The following is a 22,518-nucleotide window of genomic DNA, read 5'->3' as shown; positions in this document are numbered from 1 at the left end:
TTTATCCTTTATGTGCCAGCATTGGCCCCAGCACACGGCCACCCAACAGATGCATGTGGATATGGTAAACCTCTTGTCCGCCATGACGATTGCAATTCATGATCAGACGGTAGCCGTCTTCTGCAATCCCCTCTTGCTGGGCAATTTTAGCCGCTACGGTCAACATACGCCCCAGGGCCAGCTCATGCTCGGTGGTTACGTGATTGACCGTCGGGATCAGCAGATTAGGAATAATAAGAATATGGGTGGGCGCCTGTGGCGATATGTCACGGAAAGCGGTAACTAACTCATCCTGATAAACGATATCTGCCGGAATTTCGCGACGGATAATTTTACTGAAAATAGTTTCTTCGGCCATGACGTTACCTTTATTCATTAATTGCTGGCTATTTTTGCCCCATCAAATCGCTGCCGCGGCAGCCTGAAAAGGCATAACGTAAGAGTATGAGCGAGTTACTGATGCTCTTTCAACCTTAACCCGCTATTTCTTTATTTGATTTTCATTACTGACGCGCCGGCCGTTGCCCGCTCAGGGTGCCCGCATAATTAAAACCTTATTTCATTTACAGATTAACAAATGTTTACACATCACATATGAATGAGTATATTTCTCATTAGCATTTTTATTCGTGTGATATCTGTCAAATACGAGGTATTCAGCTACCGGATTTCATGGGTGCTGAGACGACAATTCAAATAGTTGATTAAGGGTTTATGATGTCTTTAACCGTTCACTCCAGGGATGGGCTGCGCGCGCCTGCCAGCACCATTTCGCTGCTGGCTTCCTGTATCGCTTTTGCACTTATGCCTGCTACCGCGTTTTCCGCCACGCAAAAAGCAGAAGAAACGCTAGTTGTCGAGGGCTCAGCATCCAACACACCGGATGCTGAAGATCAGGATTACAGTGTTAAAACCACCACCAGCGGAACCAAAATGCTGCTGGTACCTCGCGATATTCCACAGTCCGTTAGCATCATCAGTGAACAGCGCATGCAGGACCAAAAGCTTGAGTCATTAGGCGACGTGCTGAAAAATACCACTGGCGTATCAGAAAATGTTGCCGACTCCGACCGCAGCAACTTTTACTCACGCGGCTTTTTGATAGACAATTATCTGGTCGATGGCATCCCAACGCTGTTTGAATCGCGCTGGAACCTGGGCGATGCGCTGACCGATACCGCGATGTATCAGCAAATTGAAGTGGTCCGGGGTGCTAATGGTCTGATGACCGGTTCAGGTAATCCTTCTGCCGCCGTGAATATGGTGCGCAAACACGCCGAGAGTCGTGAATTTGCAACAAATGTATCGGCGGAGTACGGTAGCTGGAATAAACAGCGTTATGTCGCTGATATGTCTACACCATTAACCGAAAACGGTAATATTCGCGGCCGTATGGTCGCGGGTTATCAGGACAATGACAGCTGGCTTGACCGATATAACCAGAAGAAAAAATTCTTCTATGGCGTGTTGGATGCTGATTTGACCGAAGCCACCAGCCTGTCGGTTGGTTATGACTATCAGGAAACCCATGTTAATAGCCCAACCTGGGGCGGTATTCCACGCTGGTACACCGATGGCAGTAAAACAGATCCGGACCGCAGCTACAGCACGGCACCAGATTGGGCTTACAATGACAAAGAATCACAGCGTACTTTCGTCACTCTAAAACAAAAGCTGGGCAATGACTGGCAGTTGACAATGAATGGCACGCATACGGAAACGAATCTCGAGAGCAAACAGATATACCTGGATGGGCTGGTGGATAAGAATACCGGCATGATGGTTAGCCCTTATGGCGCATTCTATCCTTACGTCGGCGGTACTGGCTATAACACCGGAAAACGCAAAGTTGATGCTCTTGATACCTTTGCCAATGGCTCTTATGAACTCTTTGGTCACCAGCATGAACTCATGATTGGCACCAGCTACACCAAACAGAACAATCTCTACTACAGCTCCTGGGAAAACGTCAGCGACACTCAGTTAGGCCATTACAATGACTATAACGGCAACTTCCCGGAAACCAACTGGAAACCGCTAAGCCTTGCTCAGGAAGATACGGTACGCCAGAAGTCAGCTTATATGGCAACCCGTATTACTCTCGCCGATCCTTTGCACGTGATTGTTGGTGCGCGTTACACCAAATATAATCTGCATACGCTAACCCAGGAACTTGAGAAAAATAACACCTCGCCTTATGCCGGTGTGGTATTTGATATTAATGATGACTGGTCAACTTACGCAAGTTATACCTCAGTCTTCAAGCCACAAACCGAGCGTAATGAGCAAGGAAACTACCTCACTCCCATCACCGGTAATAACTATGAAGCCGGTGTGAAGTCGGACTGGATGAATAGCCGCCTGACCTCTTCTCTTGCCATTTTCCGTATTGAACAAGATAACCTTGCGCAATCAACCGGTATGGTCATTCCTGGCAGCAACGGTGAAACTGCCTACCGTGAAGCTGATGGCACCGTGAGTAAAGGGGTAGAGTTTGAGATTAACGGTGCGCTAACCGACGATTGGCAGATGACATTTGGTGCAACACGCTATGTTGCAGAAGACAGCGAGGGTAAAGCCGTTAACCCCAACCTGCCGCGTACTTCGGTTAAGTTATTCACCAGCTACCGCATTCCAACGCTGCGTGAGCTGACTGTAGGTGGCGGCGTTAACTGGCAAGACCATGTGTGGGCGGATGTTGCAGTACCTGGCGGAACTTTCCGTTCGGAACAAGGTAGCTACGCGTTAGTAGATTTGTTTGCCCGTTATCAAGTCACCAAAGCATTATCAGTACAGGCTAATCTCGATAATTTATTCGACAAAACCTACGACACCAACGTTGACAGCCGATCCATTGTTTACGGTGCGCCGCGTAACTTCTCTATAAGTGCTAATTACGCTTTCTAGCAAATACCAGGGCGGATGACGCAAGCTTATCCGCCCTACAAATTCAGTGCTTAAAACCTTAACCTTCATACTTCAAGTTGCAGCCAGCAGCCAATCCTTCTGCAACTTGAAGGATGTAAAAAAGGGAGGCCAATGGCCTCCCTTAGTTCTCCCCAACATCTTTCTTAGCTGTTACGGATCCACTCATCCATTTCAGTTTTCAGGTTATCGGATTTAGTACCGAAGATGGCCTGAACGCCTGAACCCGCGACAACCACACCTGCTGCACCCAATTTCTTCAGGCCAGCCTGGTCGACTTTAGAGATGTCGGCCACGCTAACGCGCAGACGGGTAATACACGCATCCAGGTTAGTGATGTTTTCTTTACCGCCGAAAGCGCTAACCAGAGCGGGTGCCATTTCGCTGGTGGAAGTGGTAGAGGTTTCTGATGTTGCCTCTTCACGGCCTGGCGTTTTCAGGTCAAGTGCTTTGATCAGCACGCGGAATACGGTGTAGTAAATCGCGGCGTAGCACAGGCCAACGATTGGGAACAGCCACAGTTTGCTGCTGTTTCCGCTCAGCACGATGAAGTCAATCAGACCGTGTGAGAAGGAAGTACCGTCACGCATACCCAGCAGGATACAGATCGGGAACGCCAGACCTGCCAACACCGCGTGGATGATGTACAGGATTGGAGCAACGAACATGAAGGAGAACTCGATTGGCTCGGTAATACCGGTCAGGAACGAGGTCAGCGCCGCGGAAACCATGATCCCGCCGACTTTTGCACGGTTCTCAGGTTTCGCTGAGTGCCAGATTGCGATAGCGGCAGCTGGCAGACCGTACATTTTAAACAGGAAGCCACCAGACAGTTTGCCCGCGGTTGGGTCGCCTGCCATGTAACGTGGGATATCGCCGTGGAATACCTGACCTGCTGCGTTGGTGTACTCGCCAATCTGCATCTGGAATGGAACGTTCCAGATGTGGTGCAGACCGAACGGTACCAGGCAGCGCTCTACGAAGCCGTAGATGCCGAATGCCACAACCGGGTTCTGGTAAGCAGCCCACTGAGAGAAGGTCTGAATAGCCGTACCGATTGGCGGCCAGATGAAGGACAGCACCACGCCCATGAAGATCGCAGCCAGACCAGAGATGATCGGTACGAAACGTTTGCCCGCAAAGAAGCCCAGGTATTCTGGCAGCTTGATGCGGTAGAAACGGTTAAACATGTAGGCTGCAATGGCACCCGAGATGATACCGCCCAGAACACCGGTATCCGCCAGGTGTTTTGCTGCGATCTCTTCCGCAGGAATATGCAGTACCAGAGGTGCTACAACCGCCATGGTTTTCACCATGATGCCGTAGGCAACCACAGAGGCTAATGCAGAAACGCCATCGTTATTTGTGAAGCCCAATGCCACACCGATAGCAAAAATCAGCGGCATATTGGCGAATACCGAACCGCCTGCTTCCGCCATAACATGAGAAACCACGGCTGGTAGCCAGCTGAAGTTTGCAGAACCGACGCCCAGCAGGATACCTGCGATTGGCAGTACGGATACTGGCAGCATCAGCGATTTACCCACCTTTTGCAGGTTAGCAAATGCATTCTTAAACATAATTGAGAGTGCTCCTGAGTATTTGTGCTTTTTTTACGCGTTATGCGCATCGGACCGGGGGGAGATCCGGTCCCTATCCAGGCATCTAAGTGCCCTTTGATTTATTACGCAGAGTAAAATAAATCAATGAAATTTTGTTTGATGGCTATCACATTTATCTAAAGGCCATAGGGAAATCTTTCATAAATTTACATTATGCGCATCTGAATGTTACAAAAAAGTTTCACAACACCATTTTTATGGCGTTGCACTTTACTCGCTATGATCATTAATTACGAGCTTTAAAATAAGTCTGTTTTAGCAGGCGGATTGCAGGCGAAAGTCCGGAATATGGAACAGTGTGGCGAAGTTTTTTGTCGTCGCAACGGCCAGCTCCTCAAGTGAAACCCCTTTCAGTACCGCCATATATTCCGCCACATCGCGCGTCATTGCCGGCTGGTTTTCCTTGCCGCGGTGTGGCACAGGCGCAAGGTAAGGTGAGTCTGTTTCCACCAGGATGCGATCCAGTGGCACATAACGCGCCGCATCCCTGAGCTGTTCGGCATTGCGGAAGGTCACAATACCGGAGAAAGAGATGTAAAAGCCCATATCGAGCAATTTTCCAGCCGTTTCTCTGTCTTCTGTAAAACAGTGTAGTACCCCACCGCAGTCTGTCACTTTCTCTTCACGCAGAATCGCCAGCGTATCGGCGCGCGCATCACGCGTATGCACAATCACCGGTTTATTAAGTTCACGGCCAATCTGAATATGGTGGCGAAAAGATTCCTGCTGGCGCGGTTTGGTTTCAGGGGTATAGAAATAATCCAGCCCGGTCTCCCCCATCGCCACCACGCAGCTATCGGCAGCCAGACGACGAAGCTCTTCAACATCATATTCTTCATCCTGGTTGAGCGGGTGCACGCCACATGAGTAAGCGACATTGTGACGCTCGCCAACCAGCTGGCGCATATTGCGATATCCGTCGAGCGTAGTGGCAACGGCAAGGCAGAATTTCACATCGCGCGCGGCGGCCTTTTCCAGTACGTCATCAACGTTTTTGTGCAGGGATTGATAATCGAGGCCATCAAGATGGCAATGTGAGTCAACCAGGAACATACAGATACTCTTAAAGATGGAATCCAGGAAGGACTGCACCGGGTTGCATTAAACGCTCCCAGGTGAGCAGTTGTTCAGTCAGCAATAGCTCGCGGTTCACGCCCACCACGCTGAGCAGGGATTCGCGACAGGCAAACCAGTGATGAAGTATGGCCTGCAAAATGGCAGGTGTCGCACCGCTAGCAAGATTAGCGACTAATGCCTGCTGGTCATCGTTGCTCAGCCAGCAGGCCGCCCCCTGCTGCCACTTCAGCGCGTCAACCAGCAGCGAACATAGCCAGTGAACACGAACCGCGGCATCATCGCTGTTTAACGCAGGAAGCAAAGCCAACATGTTTTGCGTCGCGCAGGCTTCATTAAGTTTCTCGCACAGCGACTGGCGATGCTTCCACGATTCAGGCTGCAGCAGCGCCAAAGCCCCAGCCGGAGCGCCGGAACTTAAACGCAATGCGGTGCGCAATTGTGCGCTATCAAGAGCTATCTCCCGCGCAAGCCAGGCCTGGGCAAAGCTTTCATCGGGAGGGGTGAGGTACCAGTACAGGCAGCGGCTACGCAGCGTGGCAGGCAAACGCGCCGGCTCCCGGCAGCCGAGGAAAAACCAGGTATTAGCTGGTGGCTCTTCAAGCGTTTTCAGTAAGGCATTCGCCGCCGCTTCGGTGAGCAACCCGGCATCTTCCAGCCAGACGACTTTTGCCCCACCCTGCTGAGCATGGCTGTAAAGTTTCTCCGTGATTTCGCGAACGGCATCAATGCCGAGACTCGATTTACCCTTTTCAGGCGCCATGACATAGCTGTCCGGATGCGTACCGGCCTGCATTAACTGACAGCTGCGGCATTGGCCGCAGCTTTTATTGCCTTGTGGGGTCTGGCACATCAGCCAGCGAGTGAGAGCGTAAATTAACGCATCATCGCCCATGCCGGATAGCGAATGAAGCAGTAATGCATGGTGCCCGCGACCGGCCTGATACTGGCTGAGAATTTGCTCAAAGGGCGCGCGTAACCATGGATACCATTTCATTACGCCAGCCCCTTAGCCCATTCCAGCACGGCGTTACGCACGTCTTGTGAAACGGTATCCAGCGTCTGTGTTGCATCAATCGTACGGATACGGCTGTCAGCGGCGGCAAGTTCGAGGTAACGCGCACGAGTGCGGTTAAAGAAGTCGATAGATTCCTGTTCGATACGGTCAAGTTCACCGCGCGCACGGGCGCGCTTCAGGCCAACCTCAGGCGTCACATCAAGATAAATCGTCAGATCCGGGTAAAAATCACCGAGCACCGTATTACGCAGCGCCATCAATAATTGCTGGTCGATGCAGCGACCGCCGCCCTGATAAGCCTGGGTAGACAGATCGTGGCGATCGCCAATCACCCACGCGCCGCGTGACAGCGCCGGCTTGATGACCGTTTCCACCAGCTGTACGCGCGCAGCGTAGAACATCAGCACTTCCGCTTTATCGGTTACGATCTCATCACCGATACCTTTGTTGTTCAGCGTCAGCTCGCGCAATCGTTCCGCAAGCGGCGTTCCGCCGGGTTCACGCGTGAACACTAAATCGGTGACGCCCAGCTCTTTGAGGGTCGCAACGACCACGTTGTGCGCGTTAGTTTTCCCTGCTCCCTCAAGCCCTTCAATGACGATAAATTTACTGGTCATTCTTATCCCTTAAAGCTTTGATATAGACCTGCACGGCCTGATTGTGGCTCGCAAGGTTAGTGGTAAATGTGTGGCCGCCCTTGCCATCGGCAACGAAATAGAGATAAGGCGTTTTTGCGGGATTAGCTGCAGCCCGCAACGAAGCATCGCCCGGAATGGCGATGGGGCCCGGAGGCATGCCGCCAATGACATAGGTATTATAAGGCGTTGGCGTTTCCAGATCTTTACGCGACAGCTTGCCATTATAGCTTTCGCCCATACCGTAAATTACCGTAGGGTCGGTTTGCAGACGCATACCGATACGCAAGCGGTTGATGAACACCGATGCGACCTGGTCACGCTCGCTCGCCACCGCAGTCTCTTTCTCAATGATCGAAGCCATGGTGACCAGATCGTTTGGCGTTTTGTACGGCAGCCCCTCTTTTTTACTCTCCCACGCCGCCTGCACCGCTTTAACCATTCTTTCATGGGCGCGCTTTAGCAGCGCGATATCGGTGGTGTTGGCGGTGTACAGCCAGGTATCAGGGAAGAACCAGCCTTCCACCCATTCCGGGTGCTCGAATTTTAACGCTCCAGCCACCGTGGCATAGCTGTCATCTTTTAGCGTGTGCTGAATGTATGGCGCTGCGCGCAGCTGTTTTAGCCAGTCGCTCAGGCGAGTCCCTTCAACAAAACGGATGGGGAACTGCGCTTCTTTACCGCTGGCGAGTAGTTTTAGCATATCGCGCACGGTCATTTGCGGCGTAAAGCGATAGGTGCCGGCTTTAAACCTGGCGAGATCCGGCTCGATTTTCAGCAGCCACTGGAACACGCGTGGACGGTTAAGCAGTTTTTCTTCATACAGCTGCTTGCCCAGCGCCAGGCGGCCTGTACCGGCTTTAAGGGTGAAGATGGTTTCTTGTTTGAGGGTCAGATGACTGTCGGCAAGCTGGCGGACTTTGTATAAGCCAACGCCTGCCGCCACACCTGACACCACTAACAGCAGCAGAACGAAACGCAGCATCTTTTTCATGGTTAAACGGTTACTCGCAAAGTGGTGCTAAAAATTGATAAAGCTCACGGGATGCAAAGCGCCAGCCTTGAGCCTGATGAACAGGCACAATCGGCATCAGCGCGTTGCAAATTAGCACTTCGTCGGCCTCAGCCAGCGCGGCGACGCTTTCCCGTACTTCTGTCACCTGCCAGGCCGTTCCGGCAAGACAGGCGATAATATGCTGGCGCATGGTGCCATTTACACCAGATTTATCTATATAAGGCGTCAATACCCGGGAGCCTTTCCGCCAGAATAAGTTAGCGGCACAGCATTCCGTAAGCCACCCGTCGCTGTCAAGAACCAGCGCCTCCTGAGCGGGCGTCTGTTCAAGATGCGTACGAATCAACACTTGTTCAAGGCGATTGAGATGCTTAATACCTGCAAGATGCGGATTAATACCCAGTTGAATGGGACTTAATGCAAGGCTGATGCCCTGTTCGCGCCATTGTGTGTAGAACGAAGGATAACCAGAAACAGTAAGCAGGCGTGTCGGTTGCTGGCAATTCGCCGCACTGTAACCTCGCCCGCCGCTGCCGCGCGTAATGATAACTTTCAGCACGGCCTGCTTTTCCGTCGCGGCTAATTGCAGCATCTCGCTTTTCAGCAATGACCATTCGATGAATGGAATAAGGAGTTTTTCGCAGGCTTGCTGTAAACGGAGAAGGTGCTGGTCTAAAAATTTGACCTCGCCGTCACTGATACGTGCAGTCGTAAAACAACCATCACCAAACTGCACGGCACGATCGTTTGCGGGTAAATTATCCGTCCACTCACCATTGATTAAATACATAACAACTCCTCAATGTTCTGTGAGTTAAGAGTGCCAGTGCGAAGAGTTTGCAGCAAGAGGGAGAAACTTTAGATGTATAAAGGGCCCGCAAGTGTACTGAACCCCAAAACCTGGACACGTAGTTTATTGCTGTATTTCCATCTGAGTCCGGTACTCTACCGGACTCACTCCACCCGTTTTCAGACTAATACGCTCATTGTTATAATAATTAATATAATCAATAACATCTCGTTTGAGCACTTCCATAGAGTCATATCGTTTCCTGTGGTACATCTCCGCTTTCAGATGGCTGAAAAAGTTTTCCATTACGGCATTATCCAGGCAGTTACCCTTCCTTGACATACTTTGCGTTACCCCGGCATCTGCCAGCATCGCCCGCCACATCAGCGTTTTATAATGCCAGCCCTGGTCGCTGTGAAGTATGAGTCCTTTTTTCCGGTAGTTCACCTTCAGTGCCTCATCCAGCATTTTGCAGACCAGACGCTGAGACGGGCTGCGCGATATATGCCAGGCCACGATTTCATGGCTATACATATCCTGGACAACCGACAGATAAAGCTTGTGCTCTCCAACCCGGAACTCCGTAACATCGGTACACCATTTCATGCCGCTATGTTCTGCTCTGAAGTTACGGGCAAGCAGATTATCTGAAGCTGGCCCGCCACCGGGCATGTATGAGCGATACTTTTTGCGGCGAATGTGGCAGGTCAGGCCGTGCTGCTTCATGAGTTTGCGGACTGTCTTATGGTTCAGCGTAAAGCCTTCTTTTCTCAACGCCAGCGTCATACGCCGGTAACCGTAGCGCCCCATATGACGCACATTAATGGCCATGATAGCCCGCACAATACCAGCATATCTGTCGGTTTCCGCTGCAGGCTTCGTGGCATTGTAATAGTACGAACTCCGCGCCAGTCGGGCTGCACGGAGCAGAAAAACAAGCCGGTGCGCGGGTAACAGTGACTGCACTATTTTTGTTTTTTCTGCTGCTCCCTGAGGGCATTTTCCTCTCTCAGGGCTTTCAGCTTTTTTAGATAAGCGTTTTCCGCGCGCAGATATTCGAGCTCTTCCTGCAGTTCAGCGTATGTCATCTCACAGAAGGGTTTTGAGCCAGGAGGGGATTTTGCTTTGGGCACAGAGACTCCTTTTTTAACAGGATGAAGCGCCTCCGCCCCTCCTTCACGGTAACGTTTCAACCATTGCTGGATGAGCGTTTCATTAGGAATGGCGAAGTGCGCAGAAGCTTCGGCACTGCTGCATTTGTGTTTCATCATGTAGCGAATAACCCCGAGCCTGAAGTCCTGAGTATAAGTGCGGGAAAGTCGGTGCTCCAGCCCGGCTTCGCCTTGCTGCCTGAATGCACGGATCCATCGACCCAGGGGCGATTTTCCGACACCAAACAAAAGGGCTGTTTCATTGAGTGTCCCTTTTCGGGAAAGATAATACTGAACGGCAGACAGCCGGACTGAGACAGGATATTTCATGGTTTGAACCTCCAGATACTGGATACAAAGTCCAGGATCTGGGGTTCAGTACACAAGCGAGCCCTTTATTATCAGCTAATTAGATCTTTTTAAAGATCAACGAGCCGTTGGTACCACCAAACCCGAAGGAGTTACACAGGGTGTATTCCATACCCTTTACCTGGCGCGCTTCATGTGGCACAAAGTCCAGATCGCAACCTTCGTCAGGATTATCGAGGTTAATCGTTGGTGGAACCGCCTGATCGCGCAGCGCAAGAACGGAGTAGATTGATTCTACCGCGCCTGCAGCACCTAACAGGTGACCGGTCATCGACTTGGTTGAACTCACCAGAACACGGTAAGCATCTTCACCAAAAATAGTCTTAACCGCTTGCGTTTCAGCTTTATCACCAGCAGGGGTTGAGGTGCCATGCGCGTTGACATAGCCCACCATGCCTGGAGTAATACCGGCATCACGCAGAGCATTTTCCATAGCCAGTGCCGCACCGGCGCCGGTTTCTGGCGGTGAAGTCATATGGTAAGCATCGCTGCTCATACCAAAACCAACGACTTCCGCATAGATTTTCGCACCGCGTTTCTTAGCATGCTCGTACTCTTCGAGTACCATCATGCCCGCGCCATCACCCAGCACAAAACCATCACGGTCTTTATCCCACGGACGGCTTGCCGCCTGCGGGTTGTCATTGCGGGTAGAGAGTGCACGCGCAGCGCCAAAGCCACCCACGCCCAACGGAGTACTGGCTTTCTCTGCACCACCTGCCAGCATAGCGTCTGCATCACCGTAAGCGATGATACGCGCTGCCTGACCGATGTTATGCACGCCGGAAGTACAAGCTGTAGCGATGGAAATGCTGGGACCGCGCAGGCCGAACATAATGGTCAGATGACCTGCCACCATATTCACGATAGTAGACGGCACAAAGAATGGACTGATCTTGCGTGGACCACCGTTAACCAACGACGCGTGGTTCTCTTCGATAAGACCCAGACCACCGATACCAGAGCCGATGGCGGCGCCGATACGGATTGCATTCTCTTCCGTTACTTCCAGACCAGAATCCAGCATGGCCTGGTGGCCAGCAACAATTCCATATTGAATGAAGGCATCCATTTTGCGCTGTTCTTTGCGCGAAATGATGTCATCACAGTTAAAATCCTTTACTAAGCCAGCAAATTTCGTTGCATAGGCGCTAGTATCGAAATGGTCGATCGGGCTGATGCCACTCTGACCGGCAAGGAGAGCTTTCCAGGTAGACTCTACGGTATTGCCGACAGGAGACAACATGCCCAGTCCGGTCACAACTACACGACGCTTAGACACGTTTGTCCTCCAGGGAGGGAAAAAATAAGACTAGTGGGACACTTAGATAAAACTCAGGCGGTCGAATGACCGCCTGGAGATGTTCACTTACGCCTGGTGACCGTTGATGTAATCAATGGCAGCCTGAACGGTGGTGATTTTCTCAGCTTCTTCGTCCGGAATCTCAGTATCAAACTCTTCTTCCAGAGCCATTACCAGCTCAACGGTGTCAAGAGAATCAGCGCCCAGGTCCTCTACGAAGGAAGCGGAGTTGATAACTTCTTCCTGCTTAACGCCCAGTTGTTCGCCGATAATTTTCTTAACGCGTTCTTCGATAGTGCTCATACTCTTAAATTTCCTATCAAAACTCGCTTTCGCGATGGTTTTCGTAGTGTATAAAATGTTGAAAAAGATGCAACTAAATCCCGGCAGGTCATACCACGATTTTACGCTATTTTGCGGGCATTCGCCCAAATAACGCAAATAGTTTTATTTCGTGGTTAAACCATATACATTCCGCCATTGACGTGCAGGGTCTCACCAGAGATGTAACCCGCCTCGTCAGAGGCTAAAAATGCAACAGCACTGGCGATTTCTTTTGCGTCGCCTAAACGACCCGCAGGAACTTCCGCCAGTATACCCGCACGCTGTTCATCAGAAAGCGCACGCGTCATGTCCGTTTCAATAAAGCCCGGAGCAACAACGTTTACAGTAATGCCTCGTGACGCAACTTCGCGTGCCAGAGACTTACTGAAACCAATCAGACCCGCTTTCGCCGCAGCGTAGTTAGCCTGACCAGCATTTCCCATGGTACCAACCACGGAACCAATAGTGATAATACGACCATGACGCTTTTTCATCATAGCGCGCATTACCGCTTTTGACAGACGGAAAACTGATGACAGGTTGGTTTCGATAATATCGTTCCATTCGTCATCTTTCATGCGCATTAACAGGTTATCACGCGTGATACCGGCATTATTAACCAGAATGTCCACTTCGCCAAATTCTGCGCGAATATTTCCCAAAACAGCTTCAATCGAAGCCGGATCGGTGACATTGAGCAGATAACCTTTGCCGTTAGCGCCAAGATAATCACTGATTGCCTGCGCACCGCTTTCGCTGGTAGCAGTACCGATAACTGTTGCGCCGCGGGCCACGAAGGTCTCCGCGATCGCGCGGCCAATGCCACGGCTTGCACCGGTTACCAGCGCAATTTTTCCTTCAAAACTCATGGGTTTCCCTCGTTTTATTGCTCAAGCGCCGCTGACAGCGCGCCCGGCTCGTTAATTGCCGATGCAGTCAGGGTGTCAACAATACGTTTTGTCAGGCCAGTCAGCACTTTACCCGGCCCGACTTCCAGCAGCTGGGTCACACCCTGCGCGGCGATAAATTCTACTGATTTGGTCCACTGCACCGGACTGTAGAGCTGGCGTACCAGCGCGCTACGGATAGCGTCTGGCGCGGTTTCACATTTCACGTCTACATTGTTCACTACCGGAACCGCAGGTGCGTTGAATGTGATGCCTTCCAGCGCCAGCGCAAGCTTATCTGCCGCAGGCTTCATCAGCGCGCAGTGAGACGGCACGCTAACAGGCAGCGGCAGCGCGCGTTTTGCGCCAGCGGCTTTACAAGCAGCCCCCGCACGCTCTACGGCGTCTTTGTTGCCCGCAATCACTACCTGACCTGGCGAGTTAAAGTTCACCGGAGAAACCACTGCGCCCTGAGCGGCTTCTTCACAGGCTTTCGCAATAGACTCATCATCCAGCCCGATGATGGCATACATGGCGCCAGTGCCCGCAGGAACCGCTTCCTGCATCAATTTGCCGCGTAGTTCAACCAGACGCACCGCATCGGCGAAATCAATCACCCCGGCACAAACTAAAGCTGAGTATTCACCCAGGCTGTGGCCGGCCATCATCGCAGGGGTTTTGCCGCCTTGCTGCTGCCAGACGCGCCATAATGCGACAGAAGCGGTCAGCAATGCAGGCTGTGTCTGCCAGGTTTTATTCAGCTCTTCCGCTGGCCCCTGTTGGGTCAATGCCCACAGATCGTAACCCAGCGCATCAGAAGCCTCACGGAAAGTGGCTTCAACAACAGGATGAGCCGCTGCCATTTCAGCCAGCATACCCGGCGCCTGCGAGCCCTGGCCTGGGAAAACAAAAGCAAATTGAGTCATGGTTTAATTCCTAATAATCAAAAACGAACCAGTGCTGAACCCCAGGTAAAGCCGCCGCCGAAGGCTTCGAGCAGTACCAGTTGGCCACGTTGAATCCGTCCATCACGCACCGCTTCATCCAGCGCGGCCGGTACGGACGCCGCTGAGGTGTTACCGTGTCTGTCGAGGGTCACAACGACATTATCCAGCGACATGCCGAGCTTTCTGGCCGTCGCGCTGATAATGCGTAAGTTCGCCTGATGCGGAACCAGCCAGTCAAGATCGGAACGATCGAGATTATTTGCCTCAAGGGTTTCATCGACAATGTGGGCAAGTTCCGTCACCGCCACTTTGAACACTTCGTTACCCGCCATGGTCAGGTAGGATGCGTTGTCAGGGTTGAGACGGTCCAGGTTTGGCAGCGCCAGCAGTTCACCGTAACTGCCATCAGCATGAAGATGCGTGGAAATAATGCCCGGCTCCTCGCTTTTACCGAGCAGCACCGCACCGGCACCATCACCAAAAATAACAATTGTGCCGCGATCGGCAGGATCTAATGTGCGGGTCAGCGCATCGGCGCCGATAACCAGCGCGTAATCCACTGCGCCATTTTTCACATATTGATCGGCAATGCTTAATGCGTAGGTAAAACCTGCGCAAGCTGCTGCGACATCAAATGCCGGGCAGCCTTTAATTTCCAGCATGCTCTGCACCTGGCAGGCAGCACTTGGGAAAGCATGGGTCGAGGAGGTTGTGGCGACAATGATCAGCCCAATTTCAGACTTATCGACACCCGCCATCTCCAGGGCGCGCGTTGCCGCAGCAAAGCCCATCGTTGCCACGGTTTCATCCGGCGCAGCAATGCGACGTTCACGAATACCTGTGCGGGTGACAATCCACTCGTCAGAAGTATCCACCATTTTTTCCAGGTCGGCGTTGGTACGCACGTGTTCAGGCAGATAGCTGCCCGTACCAATAATCTTCGTATGCATGTACGTCAGTCACTCTTGGGTAATACAGATTCCAGGCGTGCAGCAATCCTTGTGGGGATTTGCCGCGCCACCGCCTGCACTGCCTGTTCAATCGCGACAACAAACGCTCGCTGATTGGCCGCACCATGGCTCTTGATCACGGTGCCGCGCAATCCTAACAGACAGGCGCCATTATACTGGTCGGGGTTGAGGTGACTGAATCGCCTGCTCAGGCTTTTTTGTAACCAATGCTTTAATAAAAGCAGCCACCACGCCCTTTTTTTCCCTTCACCCTGCGATTTCAGAAGCGAAAGGAAGATTCTGGCAACCCCTTCCATCGTTTTAAGGGTGACATTACCGACAAAGCCATCACAGACCAGCACATCGGTTTTTCCCGTCAACAACTCGTTCGCTTCAAGATAACCAATATAGTTGATAGAAGGCATCGTTTTTAATAAAGCTGAAGCATCGCGAATACTGTCGAGACCTTTGGTCTCTTCTTCGCCAATATTCAGCAGCGCGACTCTGGGGCTGTGGATACCGAGGACTTCCTCTGCCATCACCGAGCCCATAATCGCAAATTGCACCAGCATATTACTGTCGCAATCGACATTCGCGCCGAGATCCAGCACGACAGTTTTGCCTTTTTGCTGATGTGGCAGTACCGTCATCAACGCCGGGCGCTCAATTCCTTCAATCGGTTTGAGCAATAATTTCGCCAGCCCCATCAGCGCGCCGGTGTTTCCTGCGCTGACACAAGCTTCTGCCCGCCCCTCTTTTACTAGCTCAAGCGCCACTCGCATTGAGGACCCACGACTGCTGCGGATCGCTTGCGAAGGCCTGGCATTACTGGCAATAACCGACTCCGCAGGCACTATCTGCGCACGTGAGCGTTTTTCAAAATCAGCTTTGGCAAGTAATGGCGTGATGGCGTCGGGATCGCCGACTAACAGAAGGTTGAGCTGAGAGTTAGAGTCCAGTGCCTGCAATGCTGCAGGCACTGTCACGGAAGGACCGAAGTCCCCACCCATGGCATCTAACGCAAGGGTTAGACGTGTCAAGGTAGCGCCAATTACTTGGTGATAACCTTGCGGCCGCGGTAGAAACCGTCGGCTGTGATGTGGTGACGCAGATGAGTTTCGCCAGAAACTTTGTCTACGGATACTGCAGCTGTGGTCAGCGCGTCATGGGAACGACGCATGCCACGTTTGGAACGGGTTGGTTTATTCTGTTGTACGGCCATGGACCTTACTCCTCAATTACTTACGCTTTAAACTGGCTAATACGGCAAATGGATTTGGTTTCTCCGCCTCGGAAGGCAATTTGCCAAAGACCATGTCCGCCTCGGACACTTCACAGTGTTCAGAATCATGCACCGGAACCACTGGCAAGGAGAGGATAATTTCATCCTCAACCAGCGCCAGAAGATCGATTTCCCCAAATTCGTTGACCTGAACTGGTTCATATCCTTCCGGGAGTGCTTCAGCCTGCTCGTCTTTGACGATCGGGCTAAAACAATACTGTGTGTAAACCTGATGGGCAAATGGCTTTCCGCAACGCTGACACGCCAGTGTTACCGCAACCTTCGCATCACCGGTAAGAACCGCGAGCCGTTGGTTATCGATAGCAAAGCGCATATCGCATTCCACATCACTGTCTACACTGACCACAAACTCGGCGACGCGCTCTACCTGAATAGCGGTGTAAACACCCTGGTAATCAAGGCGTTTTTGAGCCGTACGAACCGGATCGAGAGTCAGGGGTAATTTTACTTTTTGCATAGGGCGCGCATATTAACTTTGTAACGTCATAGAGTCAAAGAAAATGGCCTGTGAACAGCGCCTTTTCTACATTATTCGCACACATTGCGGTGGCATAGTTTAAAATGCCTTTCCCCGAATCGCTATCACTAATGAAAAAAATATGACGCAAATTGTTCTCGCCTCAACCTCGCCGTGGCGCCAGACGCTGCTTGAAAAGCTGGGGATCCCCTTTATTACCGCGGCACCAAAGGTAGATGAAACCCCTAATCCGGGTGAGGAAGCTCGCCAGCTGGTGATGCGCCTGGCGCAGGCCAAAGCGCAAGCATTGAGCGGCGAATATGCAAATAACCTGATTATCGGCTGCGATCAGGTTTGTGTTTTAGCGGGAAAAATAGCCGGTAAACCTCACAGCGAAGAAAACGCGGTGCAACAGTTGCTGCTGGCCCGCAATAGCGTGGTGACTTTTTATACTGGCCTTGCGCTTTATAATTCCATGTCAGGTCATTTGCAGGTGATTTGTGAACCTTTTGACGTTCATTTCCGCCGCCTGAGCGAACAGGAAATCCGCAATTACGTGCGTAAAGAGCAGCCTTTGCAGTGCGCGGGGAGCTTTAAAAGCGAAGGTCTGGGGATTACCTTGTTTGAACGGCTCTCAGGAAAAGACCCGAATAGCCTGGTGGGGCTGCCGCTGATTAGCCTGTGCGATATGCTGCGCAACGAAGGCGTTAACCCGCTGCTGAGGTAACAGGCGTAGGGTGGAGCGATCCACCCTATCCAGGACGGCTAGCGCGCGTTGCGTAACACCGCAAGACAACGCTTGAGTTTTTCATCCAGCGGCGCTTCAACGCGCATAATTTCACCGGTGTTGGGATGGGTGAAGCGCAATGCCGCAGCGTGCAGGAACAAGCGATTCAGGCCGGTTCCCGCGAGTTGCTTATCAAACTCACGGTCGCCGTAGCGATCGTCAAAGGCAATCGGGTGCCCGGCATGTAAAGTATGTACGCGGATCTGGTGGGTGCGTCCGGTAATCGGGCTACAGCGCACCAGCGTGGCAAACGCGTACCGCTCTTCTACTTTAAAGCGCGTTTCAGAAGGCTTGCCTTCGCTATTCACCCGCACAATACGCTCGCCGCTTTGTAAAATATTTTTCAGCAACGGAGCCTGCACCGCTTTGACATGCGACTGCCACTGACCACGCACCAGCGCCAGATAATCCTTCTGCATGCCCTTTTCACGCAGTTGCTCATGCAGCGAGCGCAACGCTGAACGTTTCTTGGCAACCAGCAAGATCCCCGAGGTATCGCGGTCCAGACGGTGCACCAGCTCAAGGAAGCGAGCTTCCGGGCGCAATGCGCGTAAACCTTCAATCACCCCAAAGCTTAACCCGCTGCCGCCGTGAACGGCGGTGCCGGATGGCTTATTGAGCACCAGAATATGGTCATCTTCATACAGAATGGCGTCGGTCAGCGCCGCGACTTTTTGCAGGTGCGGAGAAACCGCCTCTTCTTCACGTTCAGCGACGCGCACAGGAGGAATACGGATCTCGTCGCCGTCCTGGATTTTATATTCCGGCTTAATACGCTTTTTATTCACCCGCACTTCGCCTTTACGCAAAATGCGATAAATCATACTTTTTGGCACACCCTTAAGGCGTGAGAGCAAAAAGTTATCGATACGCTGCCCGGCCTCGTCTGAGGAAATGGCAACGATTTGTACAGAAGGATTCGCAGTTTTCATGGTCGGCGATTCTAAATATGGCGTGCGCATAGCGCCACTCATTTTTATGTGCTTAACTGAGAAACTGCCTGGTTTTAAGCCGTCAGGCTCATCTTTTGCCGTTTTCTGCGACACGCAGTGAAAAAGTGAGTTAAAAAACTGTAAGAAACGAGGCATCAAAGGCAAAAGTCATCTTGCTATAATAAGGTTAGCAATGGAATAATGTTGCGGTTTTCCGTGTTGATACTTGTTAGAACAAGGAATTTTGCGGAATTACCAGTTTTGCCTGAACGTTCATCCACGCAGCAATGGCGTAAGACGTATTGTACTTTCAGGCAGTTAGCGGGCTGCGGGTTGCAGCCTGACCGGTAACATGGAATCAACTCTTAAGATATTTTCTAAGGTTATTCCCACGATAATTGCGCTGTATTTCCGTATGAAATACAGGCTACCGACACTTTGCGCCTCTCAGCAAGCGACAACCGTGAGGTTGGCGACTTAGCGTTTAGTCACGAGGCCATCGGTTCACTCCCGGTCAGCGTCACCATGCCCGTAGCTTTGTCACCAATGCAAGAATAATGAGTAAGTTACGATGAAAAGAATGTTAATTAACGCGACTCAGCAAGAAGAGTTGCGTGTCGCCCTTGTAGATGGGCAGCGCCTGTACGATCTGGATATTGAAAGTCCTGGACACGAACAGAAAAAAGCCAACATCTATAAAGGGAAAATCACCCGAATTGAACCAAGTCTGGAAGCGGCATTTGTAGATTACGGCGCCGAACGTCATGGTTTCCTTCCTCTTAAAGAAATTGCCCGCGAATATTTCCCGTCTAATTATTCATCACATGGTCGTCCAAACATTAAAGATGTTCTGCGCGAAGGCCAGGAAGTGATTGTTCAGATTGATAAAGAAGAACGTGGTAATAAAGGCGCAGCCTTAACCACCTTTATCAGTCTGGCCGGGAGTTATCTGGTACTGATGCCGAACAACCCGCGTGCCGGCGGTATTTCCCGCCGCATCGAAGGTGACGATCGTACCGAACTGAAAGAAGCCCTCTCCTCTCTGGAACTGCCGGACGGCATGGGTCTGATTGTACGTACTGCTGGCGTGGGTAAATCCGCTGAAGCGCTGCAATGGGATTTAAGCTTCCGTCTCAAGCACTGGGAAGCGATTCAAAAAGCGGCAGAAAATCGCCCGGCTCCATTCCTTATTCACCAGGAAAGCAACGTTATCGTGCGCGCTTTCCGTGATTATCTGCGTCAGGACATCGGTGAGATTCTTATCGATAACCCGAAAGTGCTTGAGCTGGCTCGCCAGCATATCGGTGCGCTGGGTCGCCCTGATTTCAGCAGCAAAATTAAGCTCTACACCGGTGAAATTCCGCTGTTTAGCCACTACCAGATTGAATCGCAGATTGAATCCGCTTTCCAGCGTGAAGTCCGTCTGCCTTCCGGCGGTTCGATTGTTATCGACTCTACCGAAGCGTTAACCGCCATCGACATCAACTCCGCGCGCGCAACTCGCGGTGGCGACATCGAAGAAACGGCATTTAATACCAACCTTGAAGCGGCTGATGAAATCGCGCGCCAACTGCGTTTGCGTGACCTCGGCGGTTTGATTGTTATCGACTTCATCGATATGACGCCTGTGCGCCACCAGCGCGCGGTTGAAAACCGTCTGCGTGAAGCCGTGCGTCAGGACAGGGCTCGTATCCAGATTAGCCATATCTCGCGCTTTGGCCTGCTGGAAATGTCTCGTCAGCGTCTCTCCCCTTCACTGGGCGAGTCCAGTCACCACGTCTGCCCGCGTTGTAGCGGTACAGGTACGGTGCGTGATAACGAATCCATGGCACTCTCCATTCTGCGTCTGATTGAAGAAGAAGCGCTGAAAGAGAATACCCAAGAAGTTCATGCGATTGTTCCGGTGCCGATTGCTTCTTACCTGCTGAACGAAAAACGTGATGCGGTGAGTGCGATTGAAACCCGTCAGGGCGGCGTGAAAGCCATCATCGTGCCTAACGATCAGATGGAAACTCCACACTATTCCGTACTGCGCGTGCGTAAAGGCGAAGAAACCAAAACGCTGAGCTACATGCTGCCTAAGCTGCATGAAGAAGAGATGGCGATGCCTTCTGATGAAGAGTACGCCGAGCGTAAACGCCCAGAGCAGCCAGCACTGGCTGCCTTCGTGATGCCAGACGTCCCTCCTGCGCCGCCGGAATCAGCACCTGTAGCTGCGCCTGCGCAGGCCGCGAAACCTGCGGTCGCCAAAACAGCAACGCCAGCTCAGCCGGGCCTGGTTAGCCGTTTCTTCGGCGCATTGAAGAGCCTGTTCGCAGGTGAAACAAGCAGCGAAAGTAAAGAGGCTCAGGAAGCGAAACCTGCTGAAGCTGAAACCCAGCGCCAGGGTCAGGATCGCCGCAATAACCGTCGTCAGAATAACCGCCGTGACCGTAACGACCGTGGCGATCGCAACAACCGCGATCGTGATAATCGTGGCGAAGGCCGTGATAATCGCAGCGAAAACCGCGACAACCGTGAGCCGCGTGAAAATCGCGACCGCGACGAAAACCGTCGTAATCGCCGCCAGGGCCAGCAGCAAAATGCTGAAGTCCGTGAAAATCGCCCGAACGTGGCTGTTGAAGAAGCTGAAAAGCCAAAAGTCCGTGACGAGCAGCAGCCGCGCCGCGAACGCAACCGTCGCCGCAGCGATGATAAGCGCCAGGCCCAGCAGGAAGTTAAAGTTCTGCAGCGTGAAGACGTACCGGAAGTGGACGCCGAGCAGGAAGAACGCGTTCAGGTTATGCCGCGTCGTAAGCCACGCCAGCTGAGCCAGAAAGTGCGTTTCGAATCGGCACCAGAGGCGGCAGCCGAAGTCGCGGCAACCCCTGAAGTGGCGCAAGCCGCTGAAGCACCTGCTGCACACACTGAACTGGCGACGATTCCGTTACCTGCCGTGGTCGAGAAACCCGTTGTTGAGCAAGAAGAGAACAACGATTCGCGTAATGATGCTAACGGTATGCCGCGTCGCTCACGTCGTTCTCCGCGTCACCTGCGCGTCAGCGGCCAGCGCCGTCGTCGCTACCGTGACGAGCGTTACCCAACGCAATCGCCAATGCCGTTAATCGTCGCCTGTGCCTCTCCGGAACTGGCTTCGGGTAAAGCGTGGGTGAGTTATCCGGTTGCCCGTTCTCAGGAAGAGTCACAGCACGAAAACAACCTTGAGCAGACCCCGGTGTTTGTTGCTCACGAGCAGGAGACCGCCTACGTTAACAACCCGCAGCCAGCGGCTCAGGAAGTTGTCGCAGCGCCGACTGTTGTTGAAGCTGTTGAAAACGTGCAGGCTGAAAACGTGCAGGTTACAGCGCCACATGTTGAAACTACGCATCCGGAAGTGATTGCCGCTCCAGTAACCGAACAGCCACATCTGATTGCAGCGCAAGACGAAGTGGTGGCTGAACAGGTCATTGACGGAGTGGCTCCGGCACAGGATACGGTTGAGTTCGAAACCCAGCAGCAACAGGCAGCAGAACTTGCTCAGGTTGCGCCGGTCGTGGTTGAAGAAACAGCGCCGGAAGCGCCGGTTGAAGAGGTTAAACCGCAAGCCGTGGTTGAAGCCGAACAGCCTGTCGCTCAGGAAACGGTTGCTTCTGAGCCAACAATTGAAGCTGCGGATGCGCGTCCAGAGCCGGAACTGGCTCCTGCTAAGGTTCTGCCGCAGGTGGGATCGGTGCAGCCAGCTGTGACTCATGTGGTTAAACATGCAGCCGCACCAATGACTAAAGCTCCGGCGCCGGATTACTCTCCGGAAGCGCCACGCCACAGCGACTGGGTTCGCCCGGACTATGAGTTCAGCGGCCGCGGTGCTGCTGGCGCTAGCAGCGCAACGCATCAGGCAGCGGCTCCCGCTACACGCCCGCAAAGCGCTGAATAATCGCTAAGGGTTGCGAAAAGCCGGCTGGGAAACCAGCCGGCTTTTTTTATTTATGCACCATAACCAGAATGCCAGGTAAGGCGCGATGAACCAAAAAAAAGGTTCATCGCGCTTTA

At 52.3% G+C, this 22,518-nt stretch carries 20 protein-coding genes; 3 read left to right on the top strand and 17 right to left on the bottom strand.

The window, feature by feature from the left end; translation table 11 throughout:
- Nucleotide 1: 1 nt before the first annotated feature.
- Entirely contained in the window at nt 2–358 is a 357-nt protein-coding gene (gene hinT / locus EHN07_RS15865) for a purine nucleoside phosphoramidase (RefSeq protein ID WP_124025027.1), read from the bottom strand.
- A 359-nt stretch (nt 359–717) separates the two neighbouring features.
- Here hinT and fhuE point away from each other — a divergent pair, with 359 nt between their 5' ends.
- Nucleotides 718–2,907 (top strand): ferric-rhodotorulic acid/ferric-coprogen receptor FhuE, encoded by a 2,190-nt coding sequence (gene fhuE, locus EHN07_RS15860; protein ID WP_124025034.1) that lies wholly within the window; start codon nt 718–720, stop codon nt 2,905–2,907.
- A gap of 164 nt (nt 2,908–3,071) precedes the next feature.
- On the opposite strand, the gene ptsG is transcribed toward fhuE, so the two are convergent.
- The 15 genes from ptsG to yceD form a co-directional block, all read right to left on the bottom strand.
- On the bottom strand, nt 3,072–4,505 hold the full coding sequence (gene ptsG / locus EHN07_RS15855) for a PTS glucose transporter subunit IIBC (protein WP_124025026.1): 1,434 nt from the start codon (nt 4,503–4,505) through the stop codon (nt 3,072–3,074).
- A 297-nt stretch (nt 4,506–4,802) separates the two neighbouring features.
- On the bottom strand, nt 4,803–5,600 hold the full coding sequence (locus tag EHN07_RS15850) for a metal-dependent hydrolase (RefSeq protein ID WP_124025025.1): 798 nt from the start codon (nt 5,598–5,600) through the stop codon (nt 4,803–4,805).
- 10 nt (nt 5,601–5,610) lie between these two features.
- Nucleotides 5,611–6,618: a DNA polymerase III subunit delta' gene (gene holB, locus EHN07_RS15845; protein ID WP_124025024.1), complete on the bottom strand. Its 1,008-nt coding sequence runs from the start codon at nt 6,616–6,618 to the stop codon at nt 5,611–5,613.
- On the bottom strand, nt 6,618–7,256 hold the full coding sequence (gene tmk / locus EHN07_RS15840) for a dTMP kinase (RefSeq protein WP_124025023.1): 639 nt from the start codon (nt 7,254–7,256) through the stop codon (nt 6,618–6,620). Before tmk ends, holB begins: the two co-directional genes overlap by 1 nt.
- Nucleotides 7,246–8,268, bottom strand: coding sequence for a cell division protein YceG (yceG, locus tag EHN07_RS15835; protein ID WP_124025022.1), 1,023 nt, complete (start codon nt 8,266–8,268; stop codon nt 7,246–7,248). Before yceG ends, tmk begins: the two co-directional genes overlap by 11 nt.
- 10 nt (nt 8,269–8,278) lie before the next feature.
- Nucleotides 8,279–9,079, bottom strand: coding sequence for an aminodeoxychorismate lyase (gene pabC, locus EHN07_RS15830; RefSeq protein ID WP_124025021.1), 801 nt, complete (start codon nt 9,077–9,079; stop codon nt 8,279–8,281).
- Between the two features lie 123 nt (nt 9,080–9,202).
- Nucleotides 9,203–10,560 (bottom strand): IS3 family transposase gene (locus EHN07_RS15825; protein ID WP_124025020.1). Its coding sequence is split into 2 segments (ribosomal slippage): nt 9,203–10,110 and nt 10,110–10,560, totalling 1,359 coding nucleotides; the frame shifts between segments, so codons are not numbered across the junction.
- A 79-nt stretch (nt 10,561–10,639) separates the two neighbouring features.
- Nucleotides 10,640–11,881, bottom strand: a complete 1,242-nt coding sequence (gene fabF / locus EHN07_RS15820) for a beta-ketoacyl-ACP synthase II (protein ID WP_124025019.1) — start codon at nt 11,879–11,881, stop codon at nt 10,640–10,642.
- Nucleotides 11,882–11,968: 87 nt separating this feature from the next.
- Nucleotides 11,969–12,205 carry an acyl carrier protein gene (gene acpP, locus EHN07_RS15815; RefSeq protein WP_034456161.1) on the bottom strand — a complete coding sequence of 79 codons (237 nt, stop codon included), beginning with the start codon at nt 12,203–12,205 and terminating at the stop codon, nt 11,969–11,971.
- 155 nt (nt 12,206–12,360) lie between these two features.
- The gene (fabG, locus tag EHN07_RS15810) at nt 12,361–13,095 is read right to left on the bottom strand and encodes a 3-oxoacyl-ACP reductase FabG (RefSeq protein ID WP_124025018.1); all 735 of its coding nucleotides are present in this window, start codon (nt 13,093–13,095) and stop codon (nt 12,361–12,363) included.
- A gap of 14 nt (nt 13,096–13,109) precedes the next feature.
- Nucleotides 13,110–14,039, bottom strand: a complete 930-nt coding sequence (fabD, locus tag EHN07_RS15805) for an ACP S-malonyltransferase (RefSeq protein WP_124025017.1) — start codon at nt 14,037–14,039, stop codon at nt 13,110–13,112.
- A gap of 17 nt (nt 14,040–14,056) precedes the next feature.
- Entirely contained in the window at nt 14,057–15,010 is a 954-nt protein-coding gene (locus EHN07_RS15800) for a beta-ketoacyl-ACP synthase III (RefSeq protein WP_124025016.1), read from the bottom strand.
- A 5-nt stretch (nt 15,011–15,015) separates the two neighbouring features.
- Nucleotides 15,016–16,050 (bottom strand): phosphate acyltransferase PlsX, encoded by a 1,035-nt coding sequence (gene plsX, locus EHN07_RS15795; RefSeq protein ID WP_124025015.1) that lies wholly within the window; start codon nt 16,048–16,050, stop codon nt 15,016–15,018.
- An 11-nt stretch (nt 16,051–16,061) separates the two neighbouring features.
- Nucleotides 16,062–16,232 (bottom strand): 50S ribosomal protein L32, encoded by a 171-nt coding sequence (rpmF, locus tag EHN07_RS15790; RefSeq protein WP_124025014.1) that lies wholly within the window; start codon nt 16,230–16,232, stop codon nt 16,062–16,064.
- 16 nt (nt 16,233–16,248) lie between these two features.
- The gene (yceD, locus tag EHN07_RS15785; RefSeq protein WP_124025013.1) at nt 16,249–16,770 is read right to left on the bottom strand and encodes a 23S rRNA accumulation protein YceD; all 522 of its coding nucleotides are present in this window, start codon (nt 16,768–16,770) and stop codon (nt 16,249–16,251) included.
- A 142-nt stretch (nt 16,771–16,912) separates the two neighbouring features.
- Between yceD and EHN07_RS15780 the strand changes: the two genes are divergently transcribed.
- Entirely contained in the window at nt 16,913–17,497 is a 585-nt protein-coding gene (locus EHN07_RS15780; RefSeq protein ID WP_124025012.1) for a Maf family protein, read from the top strand.
- 38 nt (nt 17,498–17,535) lie between these two features.
- Here the strand turns inward: EHN07_RS15780 and rluC are convergent, their stop codons facing one another.
- A complete protein-coding gene (rluC, locus tag EHN07_RS15775; RefSeq protein ID WP_167467322.1) occupies nt 17,536–18,489 on the bottom strand; it encodes a 23S rRNA pseudouridine(955/2504/2580) synthase RluC in 954 nt (317 codons plus the stop codon).
- 571 nt (nt 18,490–19,060) lie between these two features.
- Between rluC and rne the strand changes: the two genes are divergently transcribed.
- Nucleotides 19,061–22,402, top strand: a complete 3,342-nt coding sequence (gene rne / locus EHN07_RS15765) for a ribonuclease E (RefSeq protein ID WP_124025010.1) — start codon at nt 19,061–19,063, stop codon at nt 22,400–22,402.
- The last annotated feature ends 116 nt before the right edge of the window (nt 22,403–22,518 follow it).

It is taken from the genome of Buttiauxella warmboldiae, from assembly GCF_003818135.1.
Classification (GTDB): domain Bacteria; phylum Pseudomonadota; class Gammaproteobacteria; order Enterobacterales; family Enterobacteriaceae; genus Buttiauxella; species Buttiauxella warmboldiae.
The sequence above is the reverse complement of the archived record's forward strand: the minus strand, read 5'-3'. Positions and strand labels throughout refer to the sequence as shown.

Bases quoted from the DNA above. Each gene is read 5' to 3' on its own strand.
- hinT (WP_124025027.1), bottom strand. From the start codon at position 358: ATGGCCGAAGAAACTATTTTCAGTAAAATTATCCGTCGCGAAATTCCG.
- fhuE (WP_124025034.1), top strand. From the start codon at position 718: ATGTCTTTAACCGTTCACTCCAGGGATGGGCTGCGCGCGCCTGCCAGC.
- ptsG (WP_124025026.1), bottom strand. From the start codon at position 4,505: ATGTTTAAGAATGCATTTGCTAACCTGCAAAAGGTGGGTAAATCGCTG.
- EHN07_RS15850 (WP_124025025.1), bottom strand. From the start codon at position 5,600: ATGTTCCTGGTTGACTCACATTGCCATCTTGATGGCCTCGATTATCAA.
- holB (WP_124025024.1), bottom strand. From the start codon at position 6,618: ATGAAATGGTATCCATGGTTACGCGCGCCCTTTGAGCAAATTCTCAGC.
- tmk (WP_124025023.1), bottom strand. From the start codon at position 7,256: ATGACCAGTAAATTTATCGTCATTGAAGGGCTTGAGGGAGCAGGGAAA.
- yceG (WP_124025022.1), bottom strand. From the start codon at position 8,268: ATGAAAAAGATGCTGCGTTTCGTTCTGCTGCTGTTAGTGGTGTCAGGT.
- pabC (WP_124025021.1), bottom strand. From the start codon at position 9,079: ATGTATTTAATCAATGGTGAGTGGACGGATAATTTACCCGCAAACGAT.
- acpP (WP_034456161.1), bottom strand. From the start codon at position 12,205: ATGAGCACTATCGAAGAACGCGTTAAGAAAATTATCGGCGAACAACTG.
- fabG (WP_124025018.1), bottom strand. From the start codon at position 13,095: ATGAGTTTTGAAGGAAAAATTGCGCTGGTAACCGGTGCAAGCCGTGGC.
- fabD (WP_124025017.1), bottom strand. From the start codon at position 14,039: ATGACTCAATTTGCTTTTGTTTTCCCAGGCCAGGGCTCGCAGGCGCCG.
- EHN07_RS15800 (WP_124025016.1), bottom strand. From the start codon at position 15,010: ATGCATACGAAGATTATTGGTACGGGCAGCTATCTGCCTGAACACGTG.
- rpmF (WP_124025014.1), bottom strand. From the start codon at position 16,232: ATGGCCGTACAACAGAATAAACCAACCCGTTCCAAACGTGGCATGCGT.
- yceD (WP_124025013.1), bottom strand. From the start codon at position 16,770: ATGCAAAAAGTAAAATTACCCCTGACTCTCGATCCGGTTCGTACGGCT.
- EHN07_RS15780 (WP_124025012.1), top strand. From the start codon at position 16,913: ATGACGCAAATTGTTCTCGCCTCAACCTCGCCGTGGCGCCAGACGCTG.
- rluC (WP_167467322.1), bottom strand. From the start codon at position 18,489: ATGAAAACTGCGAATCCTTCTGTACAAATCGTTGCCATTTCCTCAGAC.
- rne (WP_124025010.1), top strand. From the start codon at position 19,061: ATGAAAAGAATGTTAATTAACGCGACTCAGCAAGAAGAGTTGCGTGTC.